Here is a 16,939-nt window from a genome sequence, read left to right on the forward strand (position 1 = left end):
TTTGAATCCCATAGAGCCTACTTTGCAAAAGTGACTTATCAAACACGGTTCAACTAAATTGAAGAAGAACCACAAGAGTGTACAATCTTGATATGCAAAAGTGTACATTCTTACATGATAAAAGTGTACATTCTTGTAGTTATTGATTATCAGTGCTTTATGGCAAGTTTTTTAATCGAATCTTCTGATTTACTTTATAAGTTCCGGTTTCTTGTATATCAGTTATTTTCTAAAGATGTATTCTTTGATATCTTTTCGGCTCTCTTTTTACTTTCTTAACTCCGAATGTTTCGTAAGAGGAAATAAACTACCTATTTTTGTCGCAACACTGTAAATAAAGACTATGACATCTGTCTTAGTAAACTATAAATTAGAACCGACAATAACATGAAAAGCAACTTACTACCATTATTGATGCTCTTTATTGTATCAAATGCAGTCTATGCACAAAACACGACATCTCCTTCTTATACACTAAAAGGTGTACTTCTTGACTCTTTAACTCTGGAAGGTGAACCCTATGCTACCATTAGGATTGTGAAAAAATCGCAGCCGGATAATGCAGTGAAGATGGCAGTTACCGATATGCAGGGAAAGTTTCAGGAAAAGATTAATGCTGCGCCGGGTATCCATACGATTACAATTACCTCTATAGGAAAAAGTACTGTGATTAAAGATTTTGAGGTGAAAGTGAATGAGAAGATTATTGATTTAGGCACTTTGTACACTTCGGAAGCCACCAATGAACTGGGGGGCGTTGAGATCGTTGCACAGAAACCGTTGGTAAAAGCTGATATAGATAAAATAGAGTATAATGTGCAGGATGATCCGGACTCTAAAACCAATACAGTACTGGAAATGCTTCGTAAAGTACCTTTGGTGACGGTGGATGGCGAGGATAACATTAAAGTGAATGGTAGTAGCAGCTTTAAGATCCATGTGAATGGGAAACCGGATAACATGATGAGTGACAACCCCGTGGATGTTCTTAAAAGTATGCCGGCCAATACGATCAAACATATTGAAGTAATAACAAATCCCGGTGCGAAATATGATGCTGAAGGAGTAGGCGGTATTCTTAATATCGTAACGATAGGAGGGAGTGGATTTAAAGGATATACGGCAACTTTTAGCGGTAATGTAAGTAATACGGGAGGTGGTGGAAGCTTGTACACTACTATAAAAAAGGAGAAGCTGACCCTTTCTGCACGTTATAATTATAGTGCTAACAATAATCCTCGTAGCTATTCAAGTTCTACTCAGCGGCAGAAACAGGGGTCTACCAATAAGGAGACGGTAATTTTGTCTGATGGCTCCAACAAGGGAAAAGGCAATTTTCAGAGTGGTAACCTGGAGGCAAGTTATGAGATAGATACTCTGCGTCTGGTAACAATGGGATTTGGCATGTATGGAGGCAATAATGATAGCAATGGATATAACGAATCAATAATGAGAAATGCTGATCCGGCTTCTTCGGAAAGTATTTATTATTCATACAAGAACGATAGTGAAAGTGATGGTTCGTGGTATTCTATCCGTGGGAATGTCGATTATCAGCGTACATCAAAAAAGGTAAAGGAGCGTATGTTCACCTTATCTTATAAAGTGAGTACGCGCCCTCGTACCTCTAATTCAAAATTAGGCTATACCATTAATCATGTTGAACCCGATTGGGAAGATTATGTGAATACTGTTCTTGACGGACATAGCTCTGATGAAAAGCAGAATAGTTCGGAGCATACTTTTCAAGCAGATTATACGACTCCGATAGCCAAAATACATACGCTTGAAACAGGTGCGAAATATATTATTCGCAATAATAAAAGTGATAATAACCGTTATGACAAGGTAGGTGAATATGATGCGGACCGCAGTAGTCACTACAAACATCTGAATGATATACTGGCCGCATATGCCGGGTATGCTATTAAGGTGAAGAAGTTTTCGGGCAGGGCCGGTATACGTTATGAACGTACTATGCAGGATGTGAAATATACAGAAAAGCCGGAAGAGAGTTTTAATGTGAATTTTGATGATTTTATACCTTCGGCAAGTTTGGGTTTTAAAATTACAGAAATGTCGAATGTCCGTGCAGGTTATAATATGCGTATCTGGCGACCAAGTATCTGGTACTTGAATCCGTATTTGAATGATGCTAATCCATCTTATATAAGTCAGGGAAATCCATCGTTGGAAAGCGAAAAGAGTCATTCTTTTAATATTAGTTATAGTAATTTTACGCAGAAGTTTAATATTAATATGGCACTAAACTATTCGTTTAACAATAATGGTATAGAGCGGATAACAACTCTGATGAATGATAATGATATTCCTGGATTGAAAGAACATACAGGCAAGGAGGTACTTTATTCTACTTATCAGAATTCGGGTAAGAATAGTAATCTTGGATTAAGTGGTTATGTTAACTGGAATGCTTCGCCTAAAACGCGTGTTTATATGAATCTGTGGGGAAATTATTCACGCATGGAGAGCCCTTCTCAGGGATTGAAGAATAGCGGATGGAATTTATTTGCATATGGTGGAGTACAGCAAACATTGCCGCTGGAGATCCGGCTGAGTATAAACGTAATGGGAAGTACTCCTTATGTTTCTTTGCAAGGCAAGGGAAGTAGTTATTATGACTACAGTATTAGTGTAAACCGCTCTTTTCTTAAGGAGAAGCGTCTGACAGTGAGTGCTTTCGCCGGAAATTTCTTTAAGAAATACATGACGAATAAAAATATGGTGAACGGAGATAACTTCTGGCAGGAGAGTGCTTACCGTTATTCCCGTCAACGTTTTGGTATGAGCATAAGTTACCGGATTGGTGAGCTGAAAGCCAGTGTGAAAAAGGCTGCCCGTACCATTGAGAACGATGATGTAAAAGGTGGTGACGGCGGCGGTGGTGGTCAAGGTGGGGCAAATTGAATAACAGAAATGCCTGCATTTTTTCGAAAAATGCAGGCATTTCTGTTATACGGTACAATCCTTCTGATAGAATCAGGTAGTAATTACATATCCTGACTCATCTTATTTTGTGGCATACACGGAGTATGGGGCTGTTCTTCTTTCTGTATATTTATTTTTTTTGCCATTTCAAATTTTACTTTCAACTCCGTCTTTTCTTCTATCAACCGTTCGATTTTTAAATCCTTCTCCCGTAGATATTGAATTAATTCCGCTAATGATGGACTGTTTTCGGTTTTCGTAGTTGTTTTTTGCTTGATCATCTCTCCTTTTCCGGTTATTAACCATTCTGCATCGATCCAAGTAAATGTTTGAAGTATCTTGGCCAGAATATCAAATCCCGGCTTATTTCTTCTTTGTACAACTATTCCTCTAATTGTTTGATCTACAACGCCTATCTTTTTCGCAAAAGAAGATACATTCAGATCTGAGTAGTTTATTATTTCTTGTAATCTATCAATTATATCCATACTATATTAAAAAAATAATCAATTAATTGTTTTGTTATATCAAATAAATGTTTGATATTTGCGCCGTAATAGGGCTATGCTACGGCTAAATTACTAAAAAAACGGCATTGATAATACATGTCGTCCAACTTTTAAATGATTGATGAGTAGCTGTTTGGGAAGAATTTACACAATAGCGGCATATACGAAACTTAGTGTTTAATAATATATTATTAATGTAATTTTTTAACTTATGAGAAAAAAGTTTGTAACTGTAGCGCTCTTAGGAACGCTAATTTTTACATCTACGAATTTCGTTGGATGCAAGGATTACGACGATGACATCAACAAGCTGCAAGAACAGGTTGATGCTCTGAAGTCTATTTCTATTTCAGATTTAGCATCTCAATTGCAATCACTGAAGGATGCCAATGGCAATCTGAGTGTCGCAAATGCTAAGATGGAAGCTGCTATTGCTGAGATTAAGACCAACATTGAAGCATTGAAAGAAGCAGATAAGACTCTCACCAGTCTGGTGAATGGGAAGGTGGATCAGGCTACTTATCAGGCGGCTATTAAAGAGCTGAATGAGAAATGTACTGATTTGGCTAATAAAGTAGCTGCTTTGGCTTCTTTGGAAACTGCCGTTAATGATTTGAAGGCAAATAAGGTTGACAAGTCGGTGATTGACGAGTTGAAAAAGACGATAGAGAAATTGCAGAGCCAAGATTCGGATTTTGCTACCAGAATCAGTAAACTGGAAAATACGGTTGAGAGTCTGAATACTGTGTTGGCAGGTAAGGCTGACCAAACTACAGTTGCTGCATTGTCAACAGCTATCGACGAGTTAAAGAAAAGTGTTGCTGGGGTTGATACAAAAATAGCAGCTGCACTTGATCCGATTCAGAAAAGCATAACTAAATTGCAGGAAGATCTTGCAAAGAAAGCGGATGCTGCTACCGTAGCCGCTGATATCGAAAAGGTGAAGTCGGAAATGACAGCTGTTACCGATGCTCTTAAAACAGAAACCGCTGCTAATCTGGCTGCTGTGAAAGGTGAACTGGCAGGTAGAATTGCTGCTTTAGAAACAGCTAAAGGACAGATGGATGTTCAGATCGGTAAGCTGGAAACAGATATTACTGCATTGAAAGAGCGTATTACTAAACTGGAAAATCAACCGGCTACAGATCTTAATGCTGTGAAGGCTGATATTGCAGCTAATAAAACAGCAATTGATGGTGCTTTGAGTACAATCGGTAGTATTCAGGGGACGATTACCGGCATTGAGGATAGACTTGATGGGCTTGGAACAGAAGTAGGAGCTGTAAAGAAATACATTGATGAGGCCAATTCTACATTGAATACTGCTATTACTACAAAAATTGCTACTGATATAGCAGCTGCTGTAAGTAGTCTGCAGAGCGAATATGCACAGGCAGATGCTGAACTTGCCGGACGTATTGAAACATTGGAAGGGCTTGATGTATTTGATAAATCTGACTACGACGAATTAAAGCAAAACTTCTCTTCTTTGAAGGAAACTGTAGGTAATGAAGAGTCCGGTTTGATTAAGCAATTGAATGATCTTGAGGTTACAGTTAGTAATTTGATTACGGATGCTCTTGCAAAGACGGGCCCTGGTACTATTGATCAGACTATTGCTAATAAGATTCAGGCAACTCTGGAGAACAGTGCCGTTATCAAAGCTGCTATTGAGGCTGCAATTTCTGATGTAACAGGCAAGGTTGATAAGATAGACCAGGAGTTGAATTCTGTATTGGAACGTATCCAAAGTATTGTATTTGTTCCTCAGTATAAAGATGCAAACGGTACTACCATTGTTCCTGCCTATACTATTAATGGCGTAAATGGTACAGTAGAAATGACATTCCGTATTGCTCCTGCTGAAAAAGTGGCGGATCTTGTTAAATTAGCACTTGCTAAACCTGAGATCTTCTCATTCTATCAGGAAGATGCATTGGAAACAAGAGCTACAAGTGAAAGCTCATTGAAAATTGTTGCTGGTGGTGTTAAAGTCGGAACCAATGCAGGTACAATTGTAATTAAGGCTAAAGTGAGTGATGCTTTAGTTGATAATCTTTATCCGGTTGCTTTGAAACTTGCTACATCTAAGGAATATGGTACGGAAGAAGAACCGAACAGTAGACCTGTAAATGACGTTACAACTGATTACTTTAATCTTCGTGTTAAGGGTATCACTAACGGAACTTATGCTCTTTCTCCTTCAGCAAAAGAGATAGCATATACAGATGTTGAAGAGAAACCTGTTAGTCTGTTTAAAGTAAACTATACGGATGGAAGCAGACCGTTGACGCTGGCTGAATGTGGATTTACTCAGAATCTGGAAGTATACTCTATCTATTGTACAGCAGAAAGCAGATGGGTGGTGTTGGCTTCTACAGCTTCAGCTGACGTGAACGCAATTAAGGCTGAATTAACGGCTAAAGGATTTGAAGTAACAAAAGCTGCTGTTAAATTGAAATCAGTGAACATTAATAATGTAGGTAATGAACTCAAGGTTAAACTGGTGGATAACAACGTATTTGGAGTTAATACACAAAGTGTACCTAATAAGCAATTCGAGGTAACTTATACTGTGACCAATAATACAGAAGGTGCTACTATTGCTTATGGATCAATTGCTAAAAAGGATCTTCAAACAGGGTCTTCTAATGCATTTACTGAGAAAAACGGTGCATTTATGTGGTCTGATAATGCTTCTAACGCGGCGCAAACCTTTATCATCAAGGCTAATAAAGCTAATAACTTTACAGATCAACTTATAGCCGGTGCTACTGCACAAGAGATTTTAGATGCTATCAAGAATCTGGCTTCTGCTAAGATTGAACATAAAGTGGGTAATGCTCTTGCAACTGCTGCTCAACCTACATTTAACTTCGATGTTGATGCTGATAAGATAACGGTTACTTTGCCTGCCAATGCAGAGCGTAAGACTTATGCAATGAGTACGATTTACCATACTGATCTTTATGGTGATATTACACTGACTGCTACTTTGAACCTGTCTTATCCTACAGCTGCTGACTTGTTGAAACATCAGGAAGTACGTTGGACGGATGCCAAGACTTATTTCTTGGAATATGATAAACCGGCCGGTGATGCTGCATATCTTATCAATAATGAATTGAGCATTGGTTACTTCTACTATTCAAATGATGTAGACTATATCTATGAGTTAGTTCCGACTAAAGACTTGAATGGTGACCGTACCATTGATGCAAGAGACATTCCTACAGGTGTGACATTGGATGCTGACGGTAATATTGAATTTACTGAATACGTTGATTTGTCAGAATTCAAAGTTAAACTTTCTGCGAAAATTGCATCGAATGTGGCTGCATCCGAAGAATTCAGTATCAAGATGTATTATCCGTTGAGCGAGCAGATTTCTTCAAAGGATCTGACATATAAGAAGGCTGATATTCTTCTTGGCAATACGCTGGATGTTGCTACTGCTCTTAACTTGAAGGATCGATTTGGAACAGATGTTATCACAAAAGGTGCGATTGTAACTTACGGTAAGACTGTATATACTATGGTAACAGGAACTAAACCTGCTTCAGAAACAGGACAAGTAACTTTCCCTGAAACAGATCGCGTTCGTTACATCGTTAAGGATGGTAAAGTAGGTACTACGGATCAGACATTGTCTGCTAAGGAATATTTCAATATTGCTGGTGGTAAATTCTCATTGAAGAAAGACATCAATCTGACTAAGCCTGTAACTGTAGAAGTTGAAGCAGCTGTTGATTATGTTTATGGTACTCAGAAGAGTGCGAAGTTTACTATTACTATTGAGCCAACCGAATAATTCATTTTAATAAATGGAGAGGTCATTTTTAGTTGAAAGAAGATGGCCTCCTCCTTTGGATATATTGTTTGTTTCTGAAATTACTTCTTGTGACAAGCCGTAATTTCCACAATCAGGCTGCTATATTTCATCTCTACCAGATGGCCTGATTGTATTTAGGCAAAAGGGTACTTCCTGTTCATCCCGGAAGTACCCTTTTATATTCATACCTGAATAGAAATGAGCGAAACTTACCACAGAGTATCACAGAGTACTATTTCTCTGATAAAACGCGGATTAACACAGATTAAAAGACTGTATTTCTTTATCTTAGATTTGTTTCCCTTTGCGAAAGTCTGCGTTCATCTGCGTTTCAATAAAGATTTAAACTCTGTGGAACTCCGTGTTACTCTGTAGTGAAATACATTCAAAACTGATGAACGAAGTAACGGCTATACCTTTTCTTTTTTTAAGCTGGCTTGTTGAATCCTAACTTTTTCAATCCTGCCTGAACGTCCGGATGACTCATGAAAAGTTTCCATAATAATCCGGTCCGGTAATTTTCAATCATTACTGCTATTGGTCCTTGATCTATAGCAAGATAGCGCTGCGGGTACCAGTTATCGGTTTCGCTGAATGCATCATAAAAACCGTAAGGGCCAAACACTTTGTCTCCCATGTTATAAAGATGTTGCATTACCTGCAAAGAATACTCCGGTGTATATACAATGGATGACAGGGCAGCAGTAGGAGAGATGACTCCTAAATCTTCCCGTTCATTGGGGGAGTGGGCGGCATAACCATTTACCGAATAACTGGCGGTCAGTCCCCAGCAGTCCGGACCAAATCCTTTGTAATGCTTTGGATTGCGGATGCAGTAAGCGCGGTTGACAAGCGTAAGGTTACGCATTTCATTGAAATAACTTGGGCAGTACTCGTCTTTCAGTCCTACGGGATCAAGCCCCAGGAAGGAATATTGCGCCCAGAAGAGCGGTCCGGCTTCGGTTCCCTGATAGCGTAGATGAAGGTCGATACCCTCTACTTTGTGCGGAGATACAATGGCTCCGTTCTGTGCCCATCCTTCGTGATATACAGCGGCAGGAACACCGTGGGTGGGTGATGCTGCAGCAAGTATGTACATTATGAGGCATTCGTTGTAGCCATGAACAGGGAAGTCCATGTCCCAACCGTATTCCGGGCTCCAGTGCCAGTAGAGCACGTTCTGTCCTCCTTTACGGTACCAGTTCCAGTCTACCTCCCGCCAGAGTTTATCAATTCTTTGTGCCAACGCTTTTTCCTGCGGAGTTCCGTCTATATAATACTGGTGTACTGCAAGTAGCCCTTGCATGAGGAATGCTGTTTCTACCAGATCCCCGCCATTGTCTTTTTGTCCGAAGGGTTTCACCTTTCCTGTTTCACCCTGCCACCAGTGCGGATAAGCACCTTTGAAGCGGTCGGCACGTTCAAGGAAGGAAACTATTTTCTCCATACGTGCCAATCCGTCTGTGCGTGAAACGTAGCCACGGTCTATACCTGCCAGGATGGCCATAATACCAAAACCACTACCACCGGAAGTGACAATGTCCGGTCCACCGGCGGGATACTTACCGTCCATATGGATACGTTCGGGAGCAAGACCACTGTTGGGCTCGGCTCCCTCCCAGAAATAGAGAAAGGTACGTCGCTGAACTGTATCCAGCAATGCGTCTGTAGTCAGACTGTCGGTGAGAGAAGCGTCTTTCTTATCACCTGATTTTTTATTGTTCTGACACGCCCCTGTTACCAGTAAGAGGCAACAGAAGAGTGTATAAAAAGAGATATGTTTCATGTCTTTGTTAATTGAAAATTGAAAGTTGAAAATTGAAAGTTGCTGTGCAGCGTGAAACCTTGTTTAGTTGACAGTTGACAGTTGACAATTGACAGTTGCTATGCAGCGTGATTGCGCAGCCAGTATACAGCGCAGCAACTGTCAATTGTCAACTGTCAACTGTCAATTAAACGAACGCTCGCCGTTTGTACATCTCTGCTATTAGGCCCTATCATTATGCTGAAGTCTCCGGGTTCTACTACATATTGCAGGTCGTAGTTATAGAACTTCAGCATTTCGGGTGCTATCTTGAAAGTAACAGTGCGTGTCTGGCCGGGCTGGAGATAGATTCTTTCGAATCCTTTCAACTCTTTTACCGGGCGGGTAGTACTACCCACAAGATCACGGATGTAGAGCTGTACAACTTCTCCGCCGGGGAATGCTCCGGTATTGGTAACGTTTACAGAAGCTGTCAGAACTCCCTGCATATTCATACTGGTCTGGCTCAAACTGATATCACTGTATGCAAAGGTGGTATAAGAGAGTCCGAAACCAAATGGATAAAGCGGTTCGTTCGTTACATCAAGGTAATTACTGCGGAATTTCTCGAACCATTTACCGTCATGTAATGGACGTCCTGTATTTTTGTGAGCATAGTACAAAGGTATTTGTCCTACATTTTGCGGAAAGCTCATGGTCAGTTTGCCACTGGGGTTAACGCGACCAAACAGCACATCACCAATTGCATAAGCAGCTTCACTTCCACCAAACCATACATTGAGGATGGCAGGTACGTTGGCTTGTTCCCAGTTCAGAACCAGCGGACGGCCTGTGAACAGTACTAATACGACCGGCTTACCGGTGGCGACCAATGCTTTCAATAACGTTTGTTGTACATCCGGCAGATCCAGATTGGTACGGCTACTGCTCTCGCCACTCATCTCAGAGGATTCTCCCAAAGCGGCCACAATAACGTCTGCTTTGTTGGCCGTTGCTATTGCTTCTTTTAGCAGTTCGGCATCCGTACGGTTGTCACGGTTTAAAGAACGGCCAAACATGGTAGCGCGTTCTTCGTAAGCAGCATCACTGATCAGATTGCTACCCTTGGCATACAGTAGATTGATGTCAGCTCCGTTTTCCATCAGAGGAATATACCACGGTTCATTCGGCTGGTTGAGCGGCATTTCATCCATCCGGCCTACCATTTCGCGGAGTCCTTCAATGAGTGACGGTGAACGGTCCAGTACGGCTGCTACACTCCATGTACCCGGCATATTCGTCCGGGTATCTGCCAACGGGCCGATAACGGCAATCGTTCCGGTTGCTTTCAGGGGGAGAGTCTGATTGTCATTTTTCAAGAGCACAAAGCTTTCTGAAGCAATGCGGCGGGCGGCATCCCGGTGTGAGCGGGTGAATATGTCGCGTGCCGGACGTTTCGGATCACAATATTTATACGGATCATCAAATAATCCCAGTTTATATTTGGCTTCCAGAATACGACGACAGGCGGTATTTAGGGTCATCATAGAAACCTTCCCTTCCTGAATCGACTTTTTCAGTGTACTGACAAAACCGTCACTCACCATATCCATATCTACTCCGGCATTGATGGCACGGGCTGAAACGGTTTGGAGATCACCGATACCATGATCGATCATTTCGGAAATTCCGGTATAGTCAGTTACTACAAATCCACCGAATCCCCACTGACCGCGAAGAACATCTGTCATTAACCACTTATTGGCTGTGGCGGGTACTCCGTCTACTTCATTGAACGAAGCCATCACACTGCCTACTCCTGCTTCAATGGCGGCTTCAAAGGGAGGGAAGTATTCGTTATACATCCGTTGGCGGCTCATATCAACCGTATTGTAATCCCGTCCGCCTTCTCCTGCTCCATAAAGTGCAAAGTGCTTGACGCAAGCCATAATTTCATCATTACGTTTCAGCTGGCTTGACGGCTCTTTTCCCTGATATCCGTTTACCATGGCCCGGGCAATGAGTGAACCGAGGAACGGGTCTTCGCCGGAACCTTCGGATACTCGTCCCCAACGCGGATCACGGCTGATATCTACCATAGGGCTGAAAGTCCATGAGATACCGTCTGCACTTGCTTCGACAGCAGCGATACGGGCCGATTCTTCAATGGCCTTCATATCCCACGTGCATGATAAGCCCAGTGGGATGGGGAAGATTGTTTCGTATCCATGAATGACATCCATGCCGAATAACAGAGGAATACCGAGTCGGGAATTCTCTACGGCAAGTTTCTGTACGTCGCGGATTTTTTCTACTCCTTTCAGGTTGAAGAGTCCGCCTACTTCACCCCGTTTTATTTTCCCGGCGATGTCGCTGCTCTTGGCCTGTCCGGTGGTGATATCACCGGTCACGGGAAGGTTGAGCTGGCCAATCTTTTCATCCACAGTCATCTTCTTCATCAATGCATCGATGAAACGATTCATGTCTTGTGGAGACTTTTGTGCCTGAACGCTGATTGTACCACTCAGGACAATTGCAAACAGAATACTTAGTTTCTTAATTACTTTACTCATATTTGTTTTTATTTATAATTGATTTGAACTGACAGGCTGATAATATCTTCTTTTATCCTATCCGGATATCACTGTATATGGCATATCAGTGTTGATATTTATAACTGTTTTTAGCGTCGCCATATATGACATGCTGATGTACCCTTCAGTGACATCGTGATGTCACCACCAGTAACATCAGGGATGTCATCACCCATGACATCGGGATGTCATTGAAGGTGACATCAGCATGTCACTGAAGCTGCCTTATTTATGTATCTATATCCCTTTAAAGGTAGAACTTTTTATGGGCGTAAGTCTATGAATGATAGGAGATTATTATAGGTTGGGTTTATACCCTTCGGTGTGCTGATACAGCTTGCCTCTTTCTTCTCTATTCTCCCTCTATTTTAAGATTTCATGGACTTTACACTAAATTAATTGATGTCATTAATAGTCAGGATTTTGTACCAATACTCCTTTCGATTTATCTATTTCCGTTTGTGGTAACGGCAATAGTGCATTCTTGGGCTGATAATTCAGCTTTCCTGCTGCATGAAGCACATCAGAAGCAATGCCCCATCGTACGAGATCATAGAAACGGTCGAATTCCATTCCAAGCTCTACCCGTCGTTCGTGCCGGATGGCGTCACGAAGTACAGTCTGATCCATCGATTCTATCTTTGGAAGAATATTCGGATTGTTGCCACGTGCCCGTGCCCGTACCATTTCAAGATCGGCATTGGCTTCTCCTGTCTTTCCCAACTCATTGGCAGCTTCGGCCGCCATTAGCACTACGTCTGCATAACGGATAAGCCGGATATTTACCCAAAAACCTTTATTGGTATATTCACGCCGCAAGGCCGGATCTGTATACGCTTTCTTGTTAAAGGCGCGTCCCATAGCCTGAGATACAGGCGATTCATTGTAAGGGGTATTTGTATTTTCAGGAGTGATCGGATCTGTCTCGTTCTTACGGAAGTAGAGGAGGGTTGCATCTCTACGTGGGTCTCCCGCTTCATAGGCATTATACAACTCTTCTGTTGCCATATTGAATCCCCAGCCAAGATCCCATTGACTTGCGCCACGCACTCCCTGTACTTCACAAAACTGGCTACCTATTACATCGCTGGCGGGCATTGCTGCTGTAGCTGTACATTGTAGTTCGAAAATAGAACCACTGTTATTCTCACCTTCGTCTGTAAATATCTTCTCGTAGGGAGTATTCAGATTATAAAGTCCGCTTGACATGACATCGTTGGCGGCTACATAAAGGCTGTCCCAATTATTGCGCATCATGAACGTACGTGCATGGAGTGAACGGGCGGCACCCCAGGTAAGACGACCTAAGTATTCTGTTGTCCATTGTTCCGGCAGTAGCTTTTCGGCTCCGGCAAGATCCTTATCTATTTGTTTGTAAAGATTCTCTGCGGTGGTTTTGGGCACATTTGCCTCCGAAGAATCATTCACTTTAAAAGTGATCAGAGGAACTTCGCCGAAAGCACGTACCAGGTTAAAGTAGCAGTAGGCACGGAAGAACATCGCTTCTCCGCGATTACGGAGATCTTCTTCCGTCAGCTTGCCGCTCGCTTCACTCTCTTCAATAGAGGTAAGGATGTCATTGCACTGGAAGATGATTGCGTAATTCTGACTCCAGTATCCACCCAATAAACCATTGGTAGGTGTGTAGATGAAATCGTCGTACATTTCTGCAATGTCCGAACCATCACTGCTTATACTGCCTTTTTGGGCATCTTCACTTCGGAAACTATGGATGGCGAATGCCGGTGTCCCTGCAGTTATGTTAAAGTTACGCATCATGGTGTAAACATTGTAAATCTTGCCATTTACCAATGCGTTCGGATCGTCGTCTTCTGTAAATTGTCCTTGTGGACTACGATCTAAAAAGTCGTTACAACTTGTCAGTGTCATCGCCCCGATAACTAATGACAAGGATAATATATAAATATATAGTTTCATAATTGCTTTCTTTGATTATTATTTAATTGACAATTGACAGTTGACAATTGATAGTTGCTATGCAGCCTGATAGCGCAGCTCACTTTCAACTTTCAACTTTCAATTTTCCATTCTCAAAAGGTTAAGTTGATGCCGAAAGTGTAAACGGCGGGCACAGGATAACTACCGTTATCTACTCCGAAAGCAATGGCGGAACCGCCTAATTCCGGTGTATATCCGGTATTATGCTTCCATGTTTTCAGATTCTGAACATTGAAGTATACCTTCAGCGCCTGCATGCGTGCTTTGGCAATTAACGCTTTATCAAAAGTATACGCCAGTTGCAGGTTGCGGATACGGAAGAAACGTCCGCTTTCAACGTAGTATTCCGAGTTTTCACGGTTAATGGAATGCTTCGTATTCAGCAATGGCTGGCTGTTTGATGTGCCTTCTCCATGCCAACGGTCGAGTCGCTGCGCCATATAGTTGAATTGAGCAAAGGTATAGTTATCCCAGGTACGGTATATCTGATTGCCCCCTTGTCCCATCATTTCGACGCTGAGGTCCCAGTTCTTGTAAGATACTCCTAAAGAAATACCGTAGGTGACGTCCGGCGTCGGATCGCCAATCATGGTACGGTCTTCCGGGGTAATCTTGCCATCACCGTTCACATCCTTGAACTTCAAATCACCCGGAGTTACGGTGGCCAAGGTATTGGTAGGAGAGGAGGCTATATCTTCCGGTGACTGGTACACGCCATCTACCTTGTAACCGTAGAAGTAACCTATCGGATAACCGGCCATTGTATAACTTTGACTCTTATCTCCGGCGATGATAGAATATCCTTCCTGTACCAGACTTTTTACTTTGTTGCTGATCGTAGTCAGGTTTGCACTTACTGAATATCCCCAATCCCCGATCTGATCACGCCAGGTTGCTGCCAGTTCTACACCACTGTTTCTGATTTCTCCCAGATTACCGATGCCCGGGATAGTACCGGAGATACCCGGAACTTCTGCAAGCAAATCTTTCGTATTCTTTTTATAGAATACTCCTTCCAGATGTAACCGGTTGCGGAGCATATTCGTTTCGAATCCCACTTCCCAGGCTTCCACCTTTTCCCAACGGAGATTGGGATTAGGCAAATATGCCAGTTGGTATCCCGGATAGATGATGGACGGTTTACCGAATATAGCCGAATATGCATTTTTCAGTAGCGGTTCGGCCGGATAGGCGGTACTCAGATTCTGATTACCCAATGTACCCCATGAACCCTTCAGTTTCAGCATGTCCAGCCAACTGATATCTTTCATAAACTCTTCTTCACTCATTAGCCAGCCTGCACCTACCGAGTAGAAATTTTGCCATTGGTTGCCTGTATATGAAAAGGCGGAGGAGCCATCCCGACGGAACGAACCGTTGAACAGGTATTTCCCTTTGTAATTGTAGATGACACGTGCCAGCATGGATACGGTTGTTCGTTCCCATTGCGTACTCCCATTGGTGGCAGTGGCTGCATCTCCGATACTGACAAACCATTTGTCCGGATCGTTGGGGATAACGAGTCCCACTCCTTGTTTGCGGGCGCCATCCAGTCTGCTCAGTGAATTGTAATAGGTGGTAAAACCGGCAGTGGCTGTCAGATTATGTGCACCGTCAGCGAAACTATTGGTATACGTCAGTACGTAATCGCTCTGTACTTTTGTTTCGTTCTGTTTGAACTGGCTCACCTCTGTCTTTCCAGTTCCCAAAGTTGAAACATTACCCTGCACGGTAGGGTCATATACTTTGATAATTGGTGTGTAAGTTCGTCCGTTGTCCGAAGCATAATCCATAGAGAATGTGGCACGGGCTGTGAAATGTTTCAGGAAATCAATTTCACCATATATACTGCCCGAAGCACGGTAGTTTTCAGCTTTGGTAGTATTGGCTTTCAGATCTACATCCACCATCGGGTTGTTCATCTGTGCTTTCTGAAATTCCGGCAGGGCTGTGTAAAGGCCATACTCTGTATTGTATACAGGGGCAACCGGTGTGGTACGTATAGCGCCCAATACCTGTTTGGCATCGGCGGGTAAGATACGTGCGCCGTTCAGTTGGAAACCAACCTTGAAAAAGTCTGTTAGCTTATACTCGTTACTTGCATTGATGGTTACTTTACTGAACTTCTCATGCTTGATATTGCCCTGTTCGTGGGAATAGCCTACACCCAGATAGAAGCTATGCTTCTCGGAAGCACCTGTAATGCTGATATTGTTATTGGTAATGAATCCGTTCTGGAAGATTTCGTCTTGCCAGTCTGTATTAGCGTTCCAGTTGCTGAAGTCAAAAAGAGCAGTCTCTTCATTGGTCAGCTGTTCATTGTATAATTCTTTAAACTGGTCGGCATTGGTCATCGCTATTTTGTCCACAACTGATTTCCAACCGAAAGAAGTATTGATATTTACTCTGGTTTGTCCTTCTTTTGCTTTTTTAGTGGTGATAATGATTACACCGTTCGCACCACGTACACCGAATATGGCTAATGAAGAAGGGTCCTTCAATACCTCCATTGATTCAATATCTTCCGGATTAAGGAAGTTTATATTGTCGTTGAAGAGTCCGTCTACAATATACAAAGGTTTGTAGCCGTTGATAGAATTCGTTCCGCGGATACGTATTTCAGGATCATCACCGGCGCGTCCGTTATTGATAATCTGTACACCGGCAATCTTTCCTTGCAGAGAAGAAAGTGGGTTGGTAGCGGGCTTGTTAGCAATTTCTTCACCTTTTATATTGGTGATAGAACCGGTAAGGTCGCGTTTTTTAGCACTACCGTATCCTATGACTACGGTCTCACCCAGCATCTGTGAGTCGTCTTTCATCACAACGTTGATTACCGTTTGCAGTCCCACAGGAATCGTCTGTTTCTGCATACCTACGTATGAAAATTCAAGTACATTATCCGGAGTGACAGAAATAGAATAATTTCCATCCAGGTCAGTGACCGTTCCGGTGGAAGTACCTTGTATCAGTACTGATGCCCCGATCAGGGGTTCATTCAGCGCGTCGGTTACTGTACCTGTCACTGTTCTTGTTTGGGAAAACAGAGATGACGAAGTCAGTAACAGACAGGCTATGGCAAGGATATTCCTTAGCCAGGAGGTTCTCTTCTCTTCAGGAAGATGTTGTAAAGGTCTAGGTCTCATTGCGTTAAATTTTACTATTTACATGAACTACTTTATTAGAATACTCTCTTGGGCCTTATTGTCACATTAAGTGGCGACGAAAATATTAAAGTGAACAAACAAGTAGTAAAAAAGATTAGGATAAGAGTGTTAATCGTGATTTTTAACAGTGGGAAAGAGGACGAAGATGGGGAAGGTGAGATGGCTTGAATCTGATCGGAATGAGC

General features: G+C 42.3%; 6 protein-coding genes and 1 pseudogene. 2 read left to right on the forward strand and 5 right to left on the reverse strand.

The genetic code is table 11. From position 1 onward, the window contains the following. The first annotated feature begins 387 nt into the window (after positions 1 to 387). The gene (locus HCG69_RS18265) at positions 388 to 2,928 is read left to right on the forward strand and encodes an outer membrane beta-barrel family protein (RefSeq protein ID WP_221651210.1); all 2,541 of its coding nucleotides are present in this window, start codon (positions 388 to 390) and stop codon (positions 2,926 to 2,928) included. A gap of 83 nt (positions 2,929 to 3,011) precedes the next feature. On the opposite strand, the gene HCG69_RS18270 is transcribed toward HCG69_RS18265, so the two are convergent. Continuing rightward, positions 3,012 to 3,437: a hypothetical protein gene (locus HCG69_RS18270; protein ID WP_221651211.1), complete on the reverse strand. Its 426-nt coding sequence runs from the start codon at positions 3,435 to 3,437 to the stop codon at positions 3,012 to 3,014. Positions 3,438 to 3,669: 232 nt separating this feature from the next. Here HCG69_RS18270 and HCG69_RS18275 point away from each other — a divergent pair, with 232 nt between their 5' ends. Continuing rightward, positions 3,670 to 7,269, forward strand: coding sequence for an ATP-binding protein (locus HCG69_RS18275; protein ID WP_221651212.1), 3,600 nt, complete (start codon positions 3,670 to 3,672; stop codon positions 7,267 to 7,269). 448 nt (positions 7,270 to 7,717) lie between these two features. Here HCG69_RS18275 and HCG69_RS18280 read toward each other — a convergent pair whose 3' ends face one another. The 4 genes and pseudogenes from HCG69_RS18280 to HCG69_RS18295 all read right to left on the reverse strand — a co-directional run bounded on the left by HCG69_RS18280 (position 7,718) and on the right by HCG69_RS18295 (position 16,733). After that, the gene (locus HCG69_RS18280) at positions 7,718 to 9,076 is read right to left on the reverse strand and encodes a glucoamylase family protein (RefSeq protein ID WP_221651213.1); all 1,359 of its coding nucleotides are present in this window, start codon (positions 9,074 to 9,076) and stop codon (positions 7,718 to 7,720) included. Positions 9,077 to 9,252: 176 nt separating this feature from the next. Continuing rightward, positions 9,253 to 11,607: pseudogene (locus tag HCG69_RS18285) on the reverse strand (glycoside hydrolase family 3 N-terminal domain-containing protein); the annotation flags it as partial. A gap of 429 nt (positions 11,608 to 12,036) precedes the next feature. Continuing rightward, entirely contained in the window at positions 12,037 to 13,566 is a 1,530-nt protein-coding gene (locus HCG69_RS18290) for a RagB/SusD family nutrient uptake outer membrane protein (RefSeq protein WP_221651215.1), read from the reverse strand. A 113-nt stretch (positions 13,567 to 13,679) separates the two neighbouring features. Continuing rightward, complete coding sequence (locus HCG69_RS18295; RefSeq protein ID WP_221651216.1) at positions 13,680 to 16,733, reverse strand: TonB-dependent receptor; 3,054 nt, start codon at positions 16,731 to 16,733, stop codon at positions 13,680 to 13,682. Between the last annotated feature and the right edge of the window lie 206 nt (positions 16,734 to 16,939).

The sequence above is a fragment of the Bacteroides sp. K03 genome (assembly GCF_019734355.1).
Classification (GTDB): Bacteria; Bacteroidota; Bacteroidia; order Bacteroidales; family Bacteroidaceae; genus Bacteroides; species Bacteroides nordii.

What these genes read in the sequence shown, in the direction of transcription:
- HCG69_RS18275 (WP_221651212.1), top strand. Translation starts at nt 3,670, where the DNA reads ATGAGAAAAAAGTTTGTAACTGTAGCGCTCTTAGGAACGCTAATTTTT.
- HCG69_RS18265 (WP_221651210.1), top strand. Translation starts at nt 388, where the DNA reads ATGAAAAGCAACTTACTACCATTATTGATGCTCTTTATTGTATCAAAT.
- HCG69_RS18280 (WP_221651213.1), bottom strand. Translation starts at nt 9,076, where the DNA reads ATGAAACATATCTCTTTTTATACACTCTTCTGTTGCCTCTTACTGGTA.
- HCG69_RS18295 (WP_221651216.1), bottom strand. Translation starts at nt 16,733, where the DNA reads ATGAGACCTAGACCTTTACAACATCTTCCTGAAGAGAAGAGAACCTCC.
- HCG69_RS18290 (WP_221651215.1), bottom strand. Translation starts at nt 13,566, where the DNA reads ATGAAACTATATATTTATATATTATCCTTGTCATTAGTTATCGGGGCG.
- HCG69_RS18270 (WP_221651211.1), bottom strand. Translation starts at nt 3,437, where the DNA reads ATGGATATAATTGATAGATTACAAGAAATAATAAACTACTCAGATCTG.